Annotated in this window: 14 protein-coding genes; 4 read left to right on the top strand and 10 right to left on the bottom strand. The window is 47.0% G+C overall.

Going from position 1 to position 19,562, the window contains the following annotated elements; translation table 11 throughout:
- Positions 1-31 precede the first annotated feature (31 nt).
- Complete coding sequence (locus BGP75_RS24970; protein WP_076721616.1) at positions 32-637, bottom strand: CCXG family PEP-CTERM protein; 606 nt, start codon at positions 635-637, stop codon at positions 32-34.
- A gap of 383 nt (positions 638-1,020) precedes the next feature.
- Here BGP75_RS24970 and BGP75_RS24965 point away from each other — a divergent pair, with 383 nt between their 5' ends.
- The gene (locus tag BGP75_RS24965; RefSeq protein WP_076721615.1) at positions 1,021-1,200 is read left to right on the top strand and encodes a hypothetical protein; all 180 of its coding nucleotides are present in this window, start codon (positions 1,021-1,023) and stop codon (positions 1,198-1,200) included.
- 195 nt (positions 1,201-1,395) lie between these two features.
- Here BGP75_RS24965 and BGP75_RS24960 read toward each other — a convergent pair whose 3' ends face one another.
- Positions 1,396-3,039, bottom strand: a complete 1,644-nt coding sequence (locus BGP75_RS24960; RefSeq protein ID WP_076721614.1) for a fatty acid--CoA ligase — start codon at positions 3,037-3,039, stop codon at positions 1,396-1,398.
- 395 nt (positions 3,040-3,434) lie between these two features.
- Here BGP75_RS24960 and BGP75_RS24955 point away from each other — a divergent pair, with 395 nt between their 5' ends.
- The gene (locus tag BGP75_RS24955) at positions 3,435-5,018 is read left to right on the top strand and encodes a PAS domain-containing methyl-accepting chemotaxis protein (RefSeq protein ID WP_076721613.1); all 1,584 of its coding nucleotides are present in this window, start codon (positions 3,435-3,437) and stop codon (positions 5,016-5,018) included.
- 154 nt (positions 5,019-5,172) lie between these two features.
- Here the strand turns inward: BGP75_RS24955 and BGP75_RS24950 are convergent, their stop codons facing one another.
- Positions 5,173-6,069: a LysR family transcriptional regulator gene (locus BGP75_RS24950; RefSeq protein ID WP_076721612.1), complete on the bottom strand. Its 897-nt coding sequence runs from the start codon at positions 6,067-6,069 to the stop codon at positions 5,173-5,175.
- Positions 6,070-6,157: 88 nt separating this feature from the next.
- Here BGP75_RS24950 and BGP75_RS24945 point away from each other — a divergent pair, with 88 nt between their 5' ends.
- A complete protein-coding gene (locus BGP75_RS24945; RefSeq protein WP_076721611.1) occupies positions 6,158-6,580 on the top strand; it encodes a PACE efflux transporter in 423 nt (140 codons plus the stop codon).
- A gap of 134 nt (positions 6,581-6,714) precedes the next feature.
- Here the strand turns inward: BGP75_RS24945 and BGP75_RS24940 are convergent, their stop codons facing one another.
- Both BGP75_RS24940 and fadB read right to left on the bottom strand, forming a co-directional pair.
- Complete coding sequence (locus BGP75_RS24940) at positions 6,715-8,523, bottom strand: acyl-CoA dehydrogenase C-terminal domain-containing protein (protein WP_076721610.1); 1,809 nt, start codon at positions 8,521-8,523, stop codon at positions 6,715-6,717.
- A 92-nt stretch (positions 8,524-8,615) separates the two neighbouring features.
- Positions 8,616-10,784, bottom strand: a complete 2,169-nt coding sequence (gene fadB, locus BGP75_RS24935; RefSeq protein WP_076721609.1) for a fatty acid oxidation complex subunit alpha FadB — start codon at positions 10,782-10,784, stop codon at positions 8,616-8,618.
- 276 nt (positions 10,785-11,060) lie between these two features.
- On the opposite strand from fadB, the gene BGP75_RS24930 reads away from it, so the two are divergent.
- Positions 11,061-12,155, top strand: a complete 1,095-nt coding sequence (locus tag BGP75_RS24930; RefSeq protein WP_158070175.1) for an AraC family transcriptional regulator — start codon at positions 11,061-11,063, stop codon at positions 12,153-12,155.
- A 26-nt stretch (positions 12,156-12,181) separates the two neighbouring features.
- On the opposite strand, the gene BGP75_RS24925 is transcribed toward BGP75_RS24930, so the two are convergent.
- The 5 genes from BGP75_RS24925 to zwf all read right to left on the bottom strand — a co-directional run bounded on the left by BGP75_RS24925 (position 12,182) and on the right by zwf (position 19,314).
- Complete coding sequence (locus tag BGP75_RS24925) at positions 12,182-14,194, bottom strand: methyl-accepting chemotaxis protein (protein ID WP_076721608.1); 2,013 nt, start codon at positions 14,192-14,194, stop codon at positions 12,182-12,184.
- 271 nt (positions 14,195-14,465) lie between these two features.
- Positions 14,466-15,914: an ATP-binding protein gene (locus tag BGP75_RS24920; RefSeq protein ID WP_076721607.1), complete on the bottom strand. Its 1,449-nt coding sequence runs from the start codon at positions 15,912-15,914 to the stop codon at positions 14,466-14,468.
- Between the two features lie 84 nt (positions 15,915-15,998).
- Entirely contained in the window at positions 15,999-16,724 is a 726-nt protein-coding gene (locus BGP75_RS24915) for a response regulator (RefSeq protein ID WP_076721606.1), read from the bottom strand.
- 358 nt (positions 16,725-17,082) lie between these two features.
- Entirely contained in the window at positions 17,083-17,826 is a 744-nt protein-coding gene (gene pgl / locus BGP75_RS24910) for a 6-phosphogluconolactonase (RefSeq protein WP_198939534.1), read from the bottom strand.
- A gap of 15 nt (positions 17,827-17,841) precedes the next feature.
- A complete protein-coding gene (gene zwf, locus BGP75_RS24905) occupies positions 17,842-19,314 on the bottom strand; it encodes a glucose-6-phosphate dehydrogenase (protein ID WP_076721605.1) in 1,473 nt (490 codons plus the stop codon).
- Positions 19,315-19,562 lie beyond the last annotated feature (248 nt).

The raw sequence follows: 19,562 nt of genomic DNA, 5'->3' as shown, positions 1-19,562 counted from the left end.
CCACATTCGGCGGCAACTTGATGACTAAAACTCATTTCTGTTTACGGCGATTAACGGCAAGGCCTACTAAACCCAAACCTAATAACCATGCCATAGATGGCTCAGGGACCGTTGTTACAGCCTCAATACCTGAGATAGATAAGGGATTCCAGCTCGTGCCGTCTGAAGTAAATCGTACACTACTCGGACCATTGCAGCAGTTCTCCGCCCAATAAAGTTCAAGTCTGTGAGGACCAGAGTTCAGGTTATTTCCAAGTACGCTCAGTACATCAGGATGGCTCCAGTCAGTGGACCACCATAAGTTATCAGTCCTATTTCCGATGAGTACACCATCCAAATAAAATGCGGCACCATAACCCGCATCTAAGCCTGCCTCAAATCCCCAGGAGCCATTTTCTCCTGTAGCGAAGTCAACAGTAAGGCGACTAATAGAGTTACCACCCGACTGATAAAGCTCAAATTCGCTGAGAGAGTTTGTCGTTACAGTAGACGACTGGCTACTCCAAGAAGTTATGAAATTTGTATTATCTACAGTGTTAGTAATCTCTCTTGCTTCAATGGTGATCAATGAAGCGCTTACGTTTGCACTGACTAGTGCAAAAAATAGGGCAATTGTCGGCAATATAATTCTGAGCACTATTGGATTCCTTTGTGTTGTCTAATAACAAATTTCGCAAGCAATTATCAATTATTGCGCCAACAATGTAAACAACTGTTTTAAACTAGTGATCGAATTTTGATTTTTACTCTGTAAAAAAATACCGATAGGGCACTATCACCGCTTGATTTCAAAGCTCGCCGTCTGGCGAAACTTCAGTGTAAAACGAGCTACGCTTGTTGAAACTCTTGTACGGGTCGGCATTGCTCGACAAAAAATTTTCTTGGAATACATATCAATGACATACACATCTGCGAGCATCAGATTCAAGTATTCTTGCTGATGACCTCACATCAATTGGTCTATCTTTATATCTATAGAGTGATGTTGATTAGCTGTCCGTCACCGACGAGGAGGGAAAAATGCAAACACTCAATTTGAATGAAAATGTACTGGGGTGGGATTGTGATACGCTGAAAGTAATCTACAACGGTGAATCCAAAGACTTCGAAACCTTGTGGGAACTACAGATGTACCTCGACCACACCTATGGGGTCATGCTGATGAACGAAGAAAGCCTGATTGATGACCAGCTTCATTAATACCTGAGCATTCCGAATTATTTTGGTAAGCACCCGTTTCAGCCCGGACAAATCCAATCACACAAACCTGTCTGCAGGCCCCACAAAACCTGTACAGGGGTCAGCCAAAGCGTTCCAGAAACTACCGGCGCTTTGGCTGATTATCGACATAATTATTTTAAAATCTGAAAGATAGAAATCAAATACGGAGTCTTTCTAACTCAACATCTTCCGAATTAACTTTTTGTCAATTTTTCCAACACTTGTTTTAGGGATATCAGTCACCACCTCTATCTGCTTCGGAATAGCCCACTTGTTGATGCGTCCCTCTTCTACATATCGCATCATGTGAGTCTGAAGGGATAACTCATCCAGCTCCACCACCTCCTCTCTCAGCACAATCATAGCCATCGGACGCTCCCCCCATTGTTCGTCTTCAATGCCCACAACCGCTACAGCCGCCACGGCCGGATGCTGACTGATCAAATTCTCCAGTTCCAGGGACGAAAGCCATTCCCCGCCAGTCTTGATTACATCTTTTATTCGATCTTTAATTTCGACCACACCACGTTCATCAATAGATGCAACATCTCCCGTGTGCAACCAGCCCCCTTTCCATAATTCCGCCCCCTTGTCGGGTTCCTTTAGATAGCTCTGCGTTAACCAGGGAGTACGCACTACAATTTCTCCAACCGCCTCACCATCATGTGGCATCGGATTTCCATCAGGATCGACTATTCGAAGATCAACCATGGGTACAGCAGTACCAGTCTTGGTACGTTCAGACATCTGCTCCATCATAGGTAATGCCCGATCTTCTTCTCTCAGATAGGATACAGTGAGCAGCGGACAGGTCTCAGACATACCATAAGCGGAGTAAACCTCAATGCCTGATTCAGCTGCAGCGCTGGCCAGCCCCTGAGTTAAGGCACTTCCCCCCAGAAGCAGCTTCCAGCCTTTAAAATCGGTATTTTTGGCTTCATCACACCCCAGGAGCATTTGCAGGATGGTCGGTACACAATGGGAAAAGGTAACCTTTTCCTTGTTGATCAACTGAGCCAGTAGATTAGGTTCATATCGTCCAGGATAGACCTGTTTAACACCCATCAACGTTGCCGCATAAGGTACTCCCCAGGCATGAACGTGAAACATCGGTGTAATCGGCATATAAACATCTTCAGAACGCAGTAAAGGCATTCCTTCATAGACCCCAAGGGAACCCACCATGTTGAGTGTGTGAAGTACCAATTGCCGATGACTGAAGTAAACACCTTTCGGATTACCGGTAGTCCCGGTGGTATAAAAAGTAGTCGCCACCGAATTTTCATCAAAATCAGGAAATTCACAGTCTGTCGAACAGGCGCTCAGCAGCGATTCGTATTCCCCAACTGTCGGTAACTGCGTGGAAGTTGCTTGGTGATCAGTCAGTTGGATATAGTTTTTCACGGTCTCCAACTCCGAATGCACCTGTTCCATTAAAGGTAGAAAATCATCATGAACCATTACCAGATCATCTTCAGCGTGATTCATGGTGTAAATAATTTGATCTGGAGAAAGGCGAATATTCACCGTGTGCAGTACCGCTCCAAGCATAGGCACAGCGAAGAAACACTCCAGGTACCGATGGCTATCCCAGTCCAATACAGCAACGGTGTCACCCGCTTTGATTCCGGCAGCACTGAGCGTATTAGCCAAACGACAGATTCGCTGATTAAGCGTTACATAATCGTAGCGAAGCTTGTCAGCATAGACAATTTCACGCCCTGGTTCGTACCGCCGGCCAGATAACAGAAGATTCTTAATAAGCAGCGGGTAGTCATAAGCCCCCTGAGCAGGCTCAAGGATTTTAGTATTCACCATGGCTGTTCCCTCTAATTCATTCTTGTTCTTAATCCCATGTATTAATATGCAGCATCTTCAATAGTGCTGGCAACCACTGAGCGCCAAAGGGTCGTTAATTGGCGTCTGATGATAACTATTTGCAAATATCACCCACATGATTGACTCCTGGCAATTATCACTCCCAACGGTATAGCGAGAGATAAACATTCCTATAATAATCTTTGACTTATAGACACTTCTAATTTGCTTTCTTTGGTCTATACTTATCATCACTTGCTAATCGAATCGTTTTTTTCACTTTTTTCATTTTTACTATTATAATTAATAATCTGTCCAAGTCGCAAAGTAAGGATGTACATGCGAATTTATTAGACGACGGATACGTCCTGCCTAACCCTTGGAGTATCTCTTTTATGCGCGATAATTCCCCAGTCACTGGTAAGGAACACCTCTACGACAACAACGCCAATTTACTTTCAACCACTGATCTCAAGGGCAAGATTAAATACGCAAACGCCGATTTTTCAGATGCCGCTGGGTTCAATCTGGAAGAAATGAAGGGACAACCTCACAATATCGTTCGTCATCCTGACATGCCACCGGCCGCATTCGAGATGCTTTGGCAATGCTTAAAATCAGGACGATCCTGGATGGGGTTGGTAAAAAACAGATGCAAGAACGGTGATCACTATTGGGTTGACGCTTATGCGACACCAATCCAGAAAGATGGAAAAAATGTTGAATTCCAGTCCGTCAGGGTCAAGCCCCACCGGGACTGTGTTGACCGTGCTGAAAAATTATATGCTCGCTTGAAAAAGGGGTCGATTCCCAGCTTCATCAGTAAAAAACCTCTATCTTTGTTGATGAAAGTTTCTGCGGCCATTTGGCTGTCAGCTCTACTGGCGTTCGTCATTTCCTGGCTGCTGGGAAGCCCAATATCTTCGGCTATAGCACCAATCATTGTTGCAGTCATTGTACAAGGGGCATTTTGGTGGCTCTGGAAGCCCATGCAGCACGCATTGAATGAAGCGAAAGCCGTTTCTGATGATCCTTTAGCTATGCATGTTTACACAGGTCGAAATGATGAAGCAGGACAAATCCTCCTGGCTTTAAAAATGCTTAGTGCTGAAACCGGTGGCCTGGTAGGACGTATTTCCGATGACTCCAACCAGCTTTCAGTTCAAAGCAACGAGTTATTGAATTCAGTCGAACAAAGTAGCAACCATGTCGTCACCATGCATCAGCAAACAGACCAGGTCGCTACGGCAATCAACCAAATGAGCGCTACTGTGCAAGAGGTCGCCAGTAATGCAAGTTCAGCAGCAATGGCAGCAAACGAAGCCCGAGATGAGGCAGGAGAAAGTAGCCGACTGGTCAGACAGACAACCGAATCTATCAATGCGCTTGCTGGCGAGGTAAATAAATCCTCCAAGGTGATTGAGCAACTGGAACAGGATAGTGACGCCATCAACACTGTTGTTGATGTCATTCGTTCGGTTGCAGAACAAACAAACCTGTTGGCTCTTAATGCTGCTATCGAAGCGGCACGGGCTGGAGAACAAGGTCGTGGATTCGCAGTAGTGGCCGATGAGGTACGGACTCTTGCAAACCGTACGCATAAATCAACTGCAGAAATAGCGGATATGATAGAGAAGCTGCAAGTTGGTGCCCGAGCCGCAGTAACCAGCATGAAAGAAGCTCAGGGACAAACGGATCAGAGCGTAGAACGCGCTGAGAGGGCTGCGGCGTCAATTGAGAAAATAGCCTACTCTATTGGCACCATTACCGACATGAACCAGCAGATTGCTGCTGCCGTCGAAGAGCAAAGTGCCGTTGCAGAGGATATCAATCAAAATATCAGCTCAGTATCGCAACTGACCGAAGAACTATCCCGACTGACACAAAACAACAGTTCAGTTGGAGAAACCGTCAATGGGCTATCCACCAGCCTTCAGCAGATGGCTGGACAGTTTTTCCTTAAAAGACGCCAGCAGTAGTCACCGCCTTCTTAAACAAAGGCAAAGGACTGCCTGCATCACACAACGACCCTCTATTTAGGCTGTTTTGATCTCCCTTGTAGCCGCCATTTTTTCGGACCTGATATCAGCTGTGCCAAACCAGCAGCCTTTAACTGATCATCGAACAGGATAATCAGTTCGGCTTACTCTCAAGAAACGATAGCTGACCTATTTTCTGATACAGCCATTGCCCGGCTTTCCCCTCGAGATAAGTAAATGCCAGCAGCAGATCGACAGGAATATGATAGCGATCTGCCCCCATATCACAGTTTAATCGGCTAAGGCGCCCAGCAACAATATCTTCCGAAACCATATGCTGGGGCACCCAGGCCCATCCGACACCCCTCTTTATCAGATCCAACAGCCCGTATTGGCTTTCTATTCGCCAAACTTGCCGACCTACCTGCTCACTGACCCTTGTTTGCGCGCCACGCGACGTCAATACCAATTGACGATGAGGTCGTAGGTCTTCAAGCAACAACGACTTGCGAGAAGACAAAGGATGCTTGGGCCCAGCAACAGCGATCAGCGTCATTTCCCCCATTAAACGTAAATGAAATCCTTCCGGCGGCTCCAGTGTTGAAACCAGTAATCCCATATCCACACGCCCCTGCTTTACCAACTCGACAATATCCATTCGAGCAGGGTTAAGTAGCTCCAGCTCCAGTTGCGGGAAGGCCTGTTCAAACTCAACCAGCATCCATTCCAATTCAGGACCGATAAGAGACTCCTCAACGGCCAGGGTCAACCGTCCCTCCTCACCCAGAACCATCGCATCTGCATGTCCCTGCAACCCGCTAGCCTGCTCTAACAAAGCACGCACTTGGGGCAATAGTGCCTGCGCTGCTGGCGTCATTTGAGGTTCACGACGTGACCGATCAAATAGTGCAAGGCCCAAGTCCAGCTCCAGATTTGCCACCGCAGTACTGACCGCTGACTGTACCTTACCAAGTTGCCGGGCTGCGGCAGAAAAAGACCCTTGTTCACAAGCAGCGACAAAAGCCTGCAGCTGATCCAGACTAAATCTCATACCTATCTCCAAATCAGATAGAAACTAACTTTAACTCATCTGATATTAGCGCAAAATGACGGTCAATTTACAGACAAGGAACAGGATTGTGAGAACACCACTCGATCGCTTACGCCACACTCTGCTATTCGAATTTTTGGCTGTTTTGATTGCCGCACCGATTGCTCATTGGATAACAGGTCAGTCAATAGCATCCATCGGTGGGCTAACCCTGATATTGAGCTTGATAGCGATGGGCTGGAACTACCTCTACAACTGGATTTTTGATCATGTTGAGCATGCTCAGAACTGGCCTCGCCCACGTCCATTAAGCGTACGCCTGGCACATGCATTGGGATTTGAGCTGGTGCTACTGCTGGTCGGTGTAGTGGTTATCGCCTGGGGGCTGAATATGTCACTGTGGAAAGCATTCTTGATGGACCTGGGCTTTATGCTGTTCTTCCTTTTTTATGCCTTGGGGTACAACTGGACGTACGACCAACTGTTCCCACTTAAGCCAACCGCAGTCTGACAGACAGCCAGGCAAACACTTCTCAACAATCAACCGGATATACCTTGGGCAACTGAAGATGAGCAAAATGTCAGGTGGTGATAAGGAGGCCGATGGCCTCCTTCGTCAGGATCATAGCGAACGTTTCAGAAAAGCTAAAACTGTGCTTCGTCCATTGCCATTAATGATTCAGAACTATCCTCCAGAGTCCTCGCCAGACTCTCATTTCGAGGCAAAATACGACGAAAATAAAAGCGTGCAGTATTCAGTTTGGCTTGGTAAAAATCCCGATCATCACTACCCGCCGCTAGCGCTGTATGAGCGACAGTCGCTGCTTGAGCCCAGAAATAGGCCAGTACGGTATAACCAGAATACATCAGGTAGTCAAAGCAGGCAGCGCCCATCTCGTCTGCATTACGTTCAGTCCGGCCAGCAATATCCCGACTAAGACTTTGCCATCGCGTCACATTGGCAGACAACGGCTCCAGAAATTCCTCCATAGCTTGTTGATGCTGTGACCCTTTATCTCTCTGAACCGCGATATAGTCGTGGATCTGACTGCTAAAGCGCTCTAACAATGCCCCCTTGGAGACCAGCACTTTACGTCCCAATAAATCTAACGCCTGAATCCCATTAGTCCCCTCATATATTGGGGCAATGCGGGCGTCACGCATAATCTGTTCCATGCCCCATTCTCTGATAAAACCATGCCCCCCATAGACCTGAATTCCAAGACTGGATGCTTCTACCCCCACCTCAGTCAGAAAACCTTTGGCAATGGGAATCAATAACGCCAGCAATTGTTCAGCATCCTGACGATCTGCCAGATCTGCCGCCTTATGGGAACGATCAACCTGCTTGGCACAAAAATACGTTAGTGCCCGCCCGCCTTCAGCAAAGGCTTTCTGAGTAAGTAACATTCGCCGAACGTCAGGATGAACAATAATCGGATCTGCTTTCTTTTCCGGCATTTTCGGTCCGCTCAAGGAACGCATTTGCAGGCGCTCTCTGGCGTAATTCAACGCTCCCTGGTAGGAAAGTTCTGCATGACAGACTCCTTGCTGAGCAATAAATAACCGGGCATTGTTCATAAAGGTAAACATGCAGCGCAAGCCCTTATTGGCAGGACCGATCAGATACCCTTTAGCTGAATCAAAGTTCATGACACAGGTAACATTACCGTGAATGCCCATTTTGTGCTCCAAAGAACCACACTCAACAGAATTGCGCTCCAGCAGGTTGCCTTCAGTATCAATATTGAACTTAGGTACCAGAAACAGCGATATCCCCTTATTACCGGCCGGTGCATCAGGCAACCGAGCAAGAACAATATGAACAATATTTTCTGACAGATCCTGATCACCTGCCGAGATAAAGATCTTGGTACCGGAAATACTGTAACTGCCGTCTTCATTGGGCTCAGCCTTGGTTCGCAGTAACGACAGATCAGAACCACAATGAGGTTCAGTTAGGCACATGGTCCCTGTCCAGGCCCCTTCAATAAGTTTGGGTAGAAACATCGCCTGCTGTTCTGCAGTACCATGGGCTTCCAGGGTAGCCATCGCGCCATGGCTCAGCCCTGGGTACATAGTCCATGACCAGTTGGCACTGCCATTCAATTCAGAGATAACAGCCCCCAGGGATTCAGGCAGCCCTTGTCCGCCAAACTCCGGAGTCTGAGCTAACGAAGGCCAACCCCCTTCTCTATATTGCTGATAGGCCTCTTTAAAACCATCTGGCGTGATCACAGAGCCGTTGCTGAGTTGACAGCCCTGCAGGTCACCGGATTGATTGAGAGGAGATAACACCTGAGTGCTGAATTTGGCACCTTCCTCGAGGATAGCATCGACCAAATCCGGGCTAACCTCTTCGCAGCCAGAAAGGCTTGCATAGTGATTTTCAAAGTCCAGCAACTCATTCAGCGCAAAACGAATGTCTCGCAGGGGAGCATTATATTCAGGCATACTATCTATCTCTTATTTTGTTGATATCTCAAATACTTAGTCGTTATCCAAATACAGGCTTAGCAGTCCATGTTAAAGGGCCGTTGTTGCTATCAATCAAAAAATTGTCGCTGAGGATCAATGTTCATCCCCGGGGTTAACTGATAAAGCGGCCCATGATGCTGGTATTTTTCTACCAAGGCACAAAATGCCTGCATCCCCTGGTTATCTATGTAACGTAGTGGGCCACCGTGGAAACGAGGAAAACCGAGACCCAGTACGAGTCCCATATCGACTTCGGCGGCAGTCTCTGCGATCCCTTCTTCCAGACATCGCACTGCTTCAAGACACATAGGTATCATCAACCGATCAACAATCTCTGCGTCGCTGATTTCGTTGTCAGCAAAGGATTGACTATCAAAATCGGGTGCGCTTGTAATCATGCTTTCAATCATTTCATAGACTCGATCTTCAGCAGTTTTTGTGCGATTTCCCTGTTTATCAACTTCGTAGTTATAGAAGCCTTGTCGGTTTTTTTGTCCAAGGCGATTTTCTGTCAGCAACGCCTCAATCACTGTTCTATGTTGATGGCCCATTCGCTTCGGGAACCCTGATGCCATGACACCATCAGCATGAACGGCGGTATCAATACCCACCACATCCAGTAAATGTGCCGGTCCCATTGGCCAGCCGAAGCTTTCCATCACCCGGTCAATACGCTGAAAATCCACCCCGTCCATCAACAACCGATTAAAACCATTGAAGTAGGGAAACAGAATTCGATTAACCAAGAATCCCGGACAGTCATTGACTACAATCGGCGTTTTTCCTAATGAGCAGGCATAGGCCACCGTTGTTGCAATGGTCCGATCAGAACTCTGGGCTCCACGAACAATTTCCACTAAAGGCATCCGTGAGACAGGGTTAAAAAAGTGCATCCCACAAAAGTTTTGAGGTCGCTGGAGAAATGTAGCCAGATGATCGATAGATATTGTGGAGGTATTGGACGTCAGCACAGCTTCAGCGGATACCTGCTGCTCTGTTTCTGCCAGTACAGAAGCCTTAGTTTCCGCACTTTCCACCACGGCTTCGGCAACCAGGTCAATATCGACAAAGTCCTCATAGTCCAGAGTCAGGTCAATAGAAGACAGAGCTTGCGCTTTCGCTTCTGCACTTATACGGCCTTTATCAACCAGCCTGGAAAGCAGGTTATCAGCTTGTTGCAATCCCATTTCCAGTGCCTTGCCATTGATGTCCTTCATCAGAATCGGCGTACCGGTACTGGCGGACTGGAAAGCAATACCACCTCCCATAATACCTGCACCAAGCAGCGCCGATTTTTTCACCGGAACGGCATCGAAAACATATTTCCGCGCCTGGCGTTTCAGCAATTGATCGTTAAGAAAAAGTCCTATCAAACTCTGAGCCACAGAATCATTGGCCAACGCTGGAAACGAATCGATTTCCAGCTCAAGAGCCTTACAAAAGTCCAGAGATGAATGGCTACGAATCAGTTCGATAATGACCTTGGGTGCGGGGTAATGGCGACCATATTTATGCTCACTCATCTTGGATAGCCTGTCGAACAGCTCTTGCGGGTTTTCCTGTTGAGACACGGCTAACTGTTTCCGGGTTCGCATAGGCAGGTAATCACGATCATTTTCAATCATATCGATTAAAAAATGCCTGGCTTGCACCACAAGGTCCTTTGCACTAACGACCCGATCCACCGCACCCACTTCGAGTGCAGTTTGTGCTTTTTCAGGGCGGGCATTAACAATCCAGTCCAGGCTGTTTTTTATTCCCACTAACCGGGAAAGTCTCACCGAACCGCCCCAGGCCGGGTAGATTCCAAAGTTGAGTTCCGGTAATCCAACACAGCCTTCCTCGGTGATCAAACGGTAATCACAGCTCAGCGTTACTTCGAACCCTCCCCCCAGAGCCATACCGCTTATCGCAGCCACAGTGGGATAGGGTAACTGCTCAATAGCATTTAGTGTCCGATGGGTCTGACGTAACCACGCTTTGAGGGCATAGCTATCCAGCTTAAAGATATCGGGAAATTCGGTCACATCCGCGCCAACAATAAAAGAAGGTTTAGCGCTACGAAGCAGCAAACCTCTCACCCCCTGCTCCTGCTGCAGGTTTCCTACCGCGTCATGAAGCTCATGCAGTGTTAAGCTATCAAGTTTATTGACTGAGCTATCCTTTCGGTCAAAGATCAATTCAGCAATGCCGAGATTGTCTTTACTCAGAGTTAGTGTTTTTCCAACATAAATCATTTGCTGATCTCCAGATAATTCAGTCTCGATCAAGGACTAATTCGTTGAATTGCCCTAGCCATATTCGTTTATTGCCCGCTGGGGTGTGGTTTTTAAGTCATCCACTTGGGTTTAAGTCATTCACCTGCTTTTGCCACTTATAGTTGCGCGGCCAGCCTATTTTATGGCTGCCTTATCTTCAGGCTGTTTTTTTATCCAGAGTTGTTTTCTTGCTATATCGAGAGCATGCTATTAGGGTTTACCCGTATCAAGCAGCTTTCGCTTAAAGTGAAGCATATGGCGTATATGGGTAAGTTTCTGGTTGTGAAACGGTTGATAAACGGTGAAAAGATGCAGATTCAGTGGCAAGAAGGAACAGTTATCGGAGGTTGGGCGGTGGCCATCTCCCGCGCTCTGGAGCACTACGACCTTGACAGTGAGGCGCTGTTTAAGAGATGTGGCATTAGCTTGTCAAAAGCGTTGGATACTAACAGCCGATTTCCGGTCACCAGAATAAGTCGTGTTTTACGACTGGCAGTTGAGGCCAGTGGCGATGAAAACTTTGGGCTCACGGTTTCCAAGTACGTGCGCCCTACCTCCTGGCATGCCTTGGGAATTTCGATTTGGGCCAGCGGGTGCATGAAGGAAAGTTTTGAACGCTTAATTCGCTATCACCGTATGTTCCATACTGCCTGGGAAATCGAAATGCAGGAGCAAGCTGACCTGATCATTGTTGCCATGCGTTTTCCCGAAGCCTACCGCCCCTTATTCTGTGACACAGATATGGATGCTATCGCAGCAACAACCGTTCTCACTTGTCGTCATTTATCAGATGGTAATTTTCAACCCAAACAGGTTCGCTTGTGCCGATCAAAGCCAAAAAACCCAGAGGGCTTTGAACGCCTGTTCCGCAGCGCGGTGGAGTTCGGCGCCGAAGACAATCAGCTTATACTCGATAAAAACACCCTGCTGACACCTCTATTAACGGCCAACGCCGAACTGGCGATGCTCAATGACCGTTTGATACAGGAATATCTGGCTCGTCTGGATCGACATGATATCGTCAACCGGGTCTATCTTAGATTACTGGAAACCCTGGGACATAAAATCCCGGATCAGGCACAGATAGCTACTGAATTGCACCTCAGTCAGCGCAACTTACAACGAAAACTGCAACAGGCAGGCACCAGTTACCAGGAGATTCTCGATCAACTTCGTCAAGAACTGGCATGCCAGTATCTGCAACAATCCCATCTATCGATTAGTGAAATAAGCTACCGGCTGGGATTCACCAAAGTAGGTAGCTTTACCCGGGCTTTTCGCCGTTGGAATTACAGCTCTCCCAGTGAATATCGTAAACAGGTAGAGTTAACTTATTCTGGAAATACCTGATAACCCTATTTACCGCTCTATACGACCTAAACCCTGAACGTCGACATCACCCCTTTTAACCGCTCGGTCTGTGCAGACATACTTTGGCAGGCATCAACTGTGCTGCGGGCATCCGCTGCTGTCCGATCTCCGACTGAATTGATCGCCACTATCTTACGATCAATCTCATTTGCAACAACAGCTTGCTGCTCTGCGGCACTTGCAATTCGGGTGTTGATCTCAACGATGGAAGCGATAGCCTCTGTCACCTGTCCCAACGACTCGCCGACCTGAGCCGATTGAGTCACTGTTCTACCCACATTTTCGTGACTGACTCGCATCGCATTCACAGCATCCTTCACACCTGTTTGCAGGCTGGTAATCATGCTCTCAATTTCAGCGGTAGACTCCTGAGTGCGCTGCGCCAACGTCCGCACCTCATCAGCAACCACGGCAAATCCCCGCCCCTGCTCTCCGGCACGAGCGGCTTCTATGGCCGCATTAAGCGCCAGCAGATTGGTCTGTTCAGCAACACTCTTGATCACGTTCAGAACCTGACTGATACTGTCACTGTCTTTGGCCAGTCGATTGATTACCTCCATAGAGTGGTCTATGTCCTGGGAAAGGCATTGAATATCATTTAACGTGTTGTTGACCAGTTGTTGCCCCCGAACCACTTCTTCATCCACTCGACCAGATTGCTCAGATGCATCCTGAGTATTGCGTGCAACATTCTCGACACTGGCGACCATTTCAGTAATCGCCGTGGCTACCTGCTCCGTATCGCGTCGCTGAGACTCCACCACATTACTGCTCTGTTGTGCAATCAAACCGACACCATCTGCCTGGTTGCTGACAGAAGCCGTCGTGGCACTGACCTCACCTATCAAATCATGAATTCGAGCAGACATCTGATTAAAAGCAGATGCAAGCTGCCCTAATTCATCAGTATTTTCCAGATAAACCTGGGTGGTCAGATCCCCCTGCGACAATGAATGGGCCGAATTCAGAATAGCTTGAATGCTCTGGCGAACAGACATAACAAAGCCCATCATCAAATAACTGGAGACCAGAAAAACAATAAGGGCTCCAGCCAAAAGCCAGCTGAACTGCCTTTGTTGAAGCTCGCTTCGCTTAAGCAACTGCTGTTTTATAAGATCAAGTGAACTGTCGATAAAACGATAAACGGTATGTTCTGTAGTGGATGCCTGGCTATAGAACGTTTCCCAGGGTTTACTAAGCTCATCTGCCATCATTAATTCTTCATCCAATAGCAATATGCTCTGCTTCATTTGGTTATTGGTGGCCTCGACCACAGCAATAAAGTCAGTGTTGTTGAAGGAATCAAATGGCATCAGCGCCAATTCCAGACGGTTTTGATCCTTTTCCAACGCATCAGTCAAACGATTGAGCGTGGATTCAAGCATCCCGCTCACAACGCCTTGCCTGAACGCCATGGAACCAAAGCTGCGCAGTTGTCCCTGATGTTCAAGCAAAGTCTCAAACTCCCCTAAAATCACCTGCATCAGCATGAAATTATGGCTATCCCTGTCCCGGGAAAGGTTAGTCTGATCACTGATTAGACGAGTCAGATTCCAACTTTCTTGAACAACTTTATGATTTATCTGAAATTTTGCATCAAGATCTGTTACTGAACCAACAATCTGCTTGGACATCTCCTGATGAATCCGATCCAGCCGATCCTTAACCTGGGCACTAACATTTTGACGCTCAAGCACGCTTAACAACGCATTCAACTGTTGTCTGACATCAGTAAGACGATTTACGAGGGGGCTGTTGGCGGGTAGCTGGGAACCAGCGATAATTTTTAGATCCCGATATTCAGTAGCCAATTTACTGATCTCAAAGGATACTCGCAGTTGCTTTAACCCCTTCAATTCCTGCTCAGTCAATTGTTTATCAGTAAGCACTGCGTCCAATTGCAGATAAGCAAGACCCGCTAACGGAATAATGTAGATAAGGCTTATCAGGGTAAACTTCCTTGAATAAGTTAACTTATTCATCAAGCCGATGGCTGGAGCTAGCACTATATTCAGCATGGTTTCTTCCTGTCATTATTTTTAGACTTGTGGCAGCATGAGACTAAGGTATAACCCTGATCAATAGCTCGACAGGTAGAGAGAAACAATTGACGTTAAATGTGAAAGAGGATAAATCCAATATTCAACTTTCTATAACAACAGCTGTAGTCCCAGAAAGAATAATTGGTGGCACGAAAGTCAATAACAACGGGGGGATCAATAACGACGAGGAATGATCAGTAGAAAGCAGCAACAGCTATGATTCTGGAACGCAACATTCATACCCGGATCAATGCCTGGGAAGAGTGATATGAACTTCCAAGCCTCCGTTTTCACGATTATGCAATACCAGATCGCCACCATGCGCATGAACGATATTTCGGGCAATGCTCAAGCCCAGGCCAGTACCACCAGTGTTTCGGTTACGTGATTCTTCTACTCTATAGTAGGGCTCAAAGACTTGCTCCAAAGCTCCATCCGGTATACCCGGCCCCTGATCCCTGATAAAAAACTCCAATACTTCCGGGCTGTTTTTTACCTCGACTTCCGCTTCCTGACCATAGAATATGGCATTATCAACAAGATTGCTGAGGCAACGTTTAAGCGCCATCGGTTTGGCCCAATAGGGTGGCCCGACTTCACCCAGCACCTTCACGCGATGTCCCAGTACCTGAGCATCATCCTGCAATGATTCCAGCAGTGCCATGATATGAATAGGCTGAACCGGTTCATGAATATCAGTCCCCCGGGCACATTCCAGAGCCCCGGAAACCATTCGATCCAAATCTTCAAGATCCCGACTGAAACTCCCTCGCTGATCATCGTCTTCAAGCATTTCCGCCCGTAACCGCAACCGGGTAATAGGAGTTTTAAGATCATGAGAAATGGCCGAAAACAAACGCTCGCGATCTTCAATAAAGCGCTGTAATCGTTCTTGCATACGGTTAAAGGCTCTCGCTGTAGCCTGAACTTCCAACGGGCCCTGTTCTTTTAAGGGTGGGCGATCAATATCCTGCCCCAATCGCTCTGCTGCCTGAGCCAGTTTCGCCAAGGGACGATTCAGCCAGCGCACCACCAACGTTGCCAGCAACAACAGAATCACCACTAATAAGGCTAAAAAAAGTAGTCTATTAGCGGGCAAATACTCTGACTCCAACAACAAATCAGGCTTTGGTAACAGTGCAGCCAAATAAAACCATTCCTTTTCGCCCATTTTAATTTGAGCCACCAGGATCGGTGGTGATTGGGGATCATAAATTAAACTGTGTTGTGCCCAGCGCGGAGGAAGATCAAGTAAAAGTGTTTTGTTGTTAAAGACATGGAGCGTTTCGGGCTTGGAAAACCTTACCTGGAATTCCACCTGACTTCCGAGCCGCTTCCTTAATCCCGAGATAAAGTTATCCAACACTATCTGCTTCAGCTTGGAATCTTCAATGTCTTCGATATACAACAACTCTTTATTAAGAGAGACAAAAAAACGAGTTCCCCCCATATCACGGAGCTGGGACAAAACAATATGACGGTATTCGCTGGGAAGGGCCTTAAAAAAAGTCACTGTGGAAGCAACACTTTCGGCAAGATCCAATGCACTTCGCTCAGCGACCTGTTCTTTTTCACGATCCAGTTGTTGGACCCAGATAACATTACTGAACAATTGGGCCAGTAACACTCCTAAAACCATCACGGCCATCATTCGACCAATTAACGATTTTGGAATTAAACGATAGAGCTGGTTCATAAGGACCTATTTTCTATCTACTATTTCCTATCTACTGTCTGATAGGGGCTTTCCAGTTTATTATCGGACTTGACATCAATCCGATTAATCAACGCTCCGCTCCACTTCCACTGCCAGAACGTATCCAGCACCGCGAACGGTTTTGATTATATGAGGTGTCTTGGCATCTTCTCCCAATCGCTGACGCAATCGACTCAACTGAACATCAATACTGCGGTCGTAGGGGTTAGCTTCTCTACCCCGCGTCAAGCTCAACAGATCATCTCGACTTAAAACTTGATTGGGATGTTCCAAAAACAACAGCAATAAATTGTAGTCAGCTCCGCTCAGCGGCAGAACCAACCCTTCCTTGCTGATAAGATCCCGGTTTACGGTATCCAGTCGCCATTCAGCAAAACACAGAAAGCGTCCCTTAGCTTCTGCATTGGGGACACGAGTACGACGCAACACTGCTTTTATGCGAGCCAAGAGCTCACGAGGATTAAAAGGTTTGGCAACATAATCATCCGCCCCCAGTTCCAAACCAATGATACGATCTGTTTCTTCAGCAGAGGCAGTAAGCATGATGATAGGGACTTCAAGCTCCGCCCTGATTTTACGGCAGAGACTAAAACCATCGTCTCCAGGCATCATAATATCCAGAATAACCAGATCAAATGGTTGGCTTCGAAGGTGCTCCATTAACTGAGAACCATCTTCCAGAGCGATAACGCCAAAGTTATTTTTTTCAAGATAGGACTGTAACAGCTCCCGGATCTGCTGGTCGTCATCGACAACCAGAATACGCTTACTCTGCTCTGACAGGGTCATACAGTATTCCTAAGCAGCAGCTAAGACAGTTACCGTTGTTGATTATTCTAACTAAGTTCGGAAAGCCGCGTACAGCAACAACCTTCGAACAACAGTCAGATCTACTTAAGCGACCTATTCTATACAATTTTTTACTGCTATAGAGTCAGGAAAATAATTAAAGATCCCCTCAACACAAGCCGCTTGGATCTGCTGTTTTCAAGTACCTGGTTAACGGTTACCTCCGGTACTGGCATTTTCTCAGACTTTTTTCAGTGGCTCCAGCCCCATTCTATTCATCGAAGAATCTATATTGATCCGGAGCCACCACTCTCGACCTTAAGTCTGTCGCCTTAGAGTCGTTATTTTTCATCTTAGATCATGGCGCCCAACAAATTTCTACAGGGGTATTCTTTTGACGTAAAACGGAACGGACAGGCATATCTTCCACCTCACCTGCTTTCATCGCCTTTTCCAGAACCGGCAACTTTCCTTCGCCGCATAAGTGTAAGAATATCCGCTGACTCGCCAGCAAGCGTGGTAACGTTAATGTCATACGCTGATGGGGAGCATCAACCGGCGTAACGGATTGGCATGATCGAGTGCTTTGAAGATCCAGAGCCTGACTCAATTCCTGTGCCTTCGGAAAGAAAGATGCAGTGTGTCCGTCTTCCCCCATACCCAAAATCACAGCATCAAGCACAGGGGGAAGCGAGGCCAGTTTTTCCGTTAATTCATCCATTCCTTCCAGCGCACCTGATGCAGCGGTTTTCAGGCCAATCAATCGCGCCTTTACCGCCTGGTTCTGTAACAGATTTAAGCGCACCAGACGCTCATTGCTGTCTTCATGATCAGCATCAACCCAGCGCTCATCTACCAAAACAATAGTTACTTTACTCCAATCCAGAGACTGTTCGGATAACTGTTGAAACAGAGCTGTCGGCGTGCGTCCACCGGAGACAGCCAGAGATGCTTCACCCTTTGTATCAATACTGCTGCGTAGCAATCCAACAATCTGCTGGCACAGATGCTCTTCCAGCATCGCTCGGTTTCCGAATCTAACAACGATGGGCATTAACTCGTTTGTCTTAACAAAGGTTTGTTTGGAAATTATCTTATTCACCTATCTGTCCTTTTCTTACTCGTGCCAGGAACGACCATCCCGTTCAATCAAAGCGATAGAACCTATCGGCCCCCAGGTACCTGCAGAGTATCCCTTTACCTCATCATGAGACTCATCCCAGGCTTGCATCAGTTTGTCACACCAGGTCCAGGAGGCTTCAATCTCATCCCGACGAACGAAAAGCGACTGGTTGCCTTTCAATGCCTCTAACAGCAGTCTCTCATAGGCATCAGGTATGCGACGATCCTTATCATCGTCCGAAAAGTTCAGATTCAGTGCACGAGACTGCAGAGCCATGCCACGATCAAGACTCTGTTCTTTAGTAACCACCTGAAGCTTAATGCCTTCATCCGGTTGCAATCGAATCACCAGTTTATTGTGTACCATTGCTTTCTGCTTCGGGTCGAAAATATAGTGAGGCTGATTACGGTAGAAAATCACAATCTCTGACATTTTCTGTGGCATACGCTTGCCGGTACGCAGGTAAAACGGTACTCCGGCCCAACGCCAATTATCAATCTTGGTGCGCAAGGCGACAAAGGTTTCGGTATTACTGCCGCCTTTACCACCATCCTCATCCAGATACCCCGGACAGGAAGTTCCCCTCACTGCTCCGGCTGTGTATTGACCTCGTACCGCATTTTTAGCCAGTTTCTCTTGGGTTATAGGGCGTAAAGCCCGGAGCACCTTGAGCTTTTCATCTCGTATGCCATCGGCTGTCAGCTGGCTGGGAGGGTCCATCGCAACCATGCACAGTAATTGCAGCAGATGATTTTGCACCATGTCCCGCATCTGACCCACTTTGTCGTAGTAGCTCCAACGCCCTTCGATGCCAACGGTTTCCGCAACGGTGATCTGCACATGATCAATAAAGTTCTGATTCCATTGAGCCCCGAACAGATTGTTGGCAAAACGCAGTGCTATCAGGTTTTGTACCGTTTCCTTACCCAGGTAGTGATCAATTCGATAAATACGTTCTTCTGCAAAGTACTGACTCACCGTATCATTGATGACCTTAGAACTTTCCAGATCATGGCCGATAGGCTTTTCCAAGATAATACGAGTACTTTCAGCAAGGGCATTGGCAGCCTTAAGGTGTTTGCAGATATCACCGTAGACTGCCGGCGGTGTCGCCAAATAGTTGACCATGACTCGCGATTCATGATCAACAAAATCACTGATCACGGAGAAATCCTTCGCCTTGGAAAAATCAACCTTGAGATAATGCAGTCTTTCGCTGAATGCTCCCCAGGTTTTTTCGTTAAACTGGTTCTCTGGAACAAACTGCTTCACGCTAGCCTTTACTGATGCAATAAACTGCTCTGATGACTCTTCCACTCGCGCAACCCCGGTAATTCGAGTGGCAGGATCCAGCAACCCTTCTTTGTGAAGATGATATAAAGCTGGAAACAACTTACGCATAGACAAGTCGCCCTTCGCGCCGAACAGTAAAAAGTCACTCGGGCAATCTGGAATGTGTGTAGTCATTATAGGGCTCCTGTTCTTTCGAGCGGACGGTGATTCTTAATTTTTACGAGTCTTAATAAGCACGATACGACGCGTGCATGTACTACAATAATTCTGGCAGACAACACTTAATCGGCAAACAAGGCTTACTTAGTTTCTTTCGAACAACAAGCTTTATGAAATATATGCCGTCGGAAGAACGATCAAAATGTAATTTTATGACGTATTTCACCATTATAATGGTGTAAATCGCAAAATGTAAATCACAA

The organism is Motiliproteus sp. MSK22-1 (assembly GCF_001968815.1).
Classification (GTDB): Bacteria; Pseudomonadota; Gammaproteobacteria; order Pseudomonadales; family Balneatricaceae; genus Motiliproteus.
The sequence above is the reverse complement of the archived record's forward strand: the minus strand, read 5'-3'. Positions and strand labels throughout refer to the sequence as shown.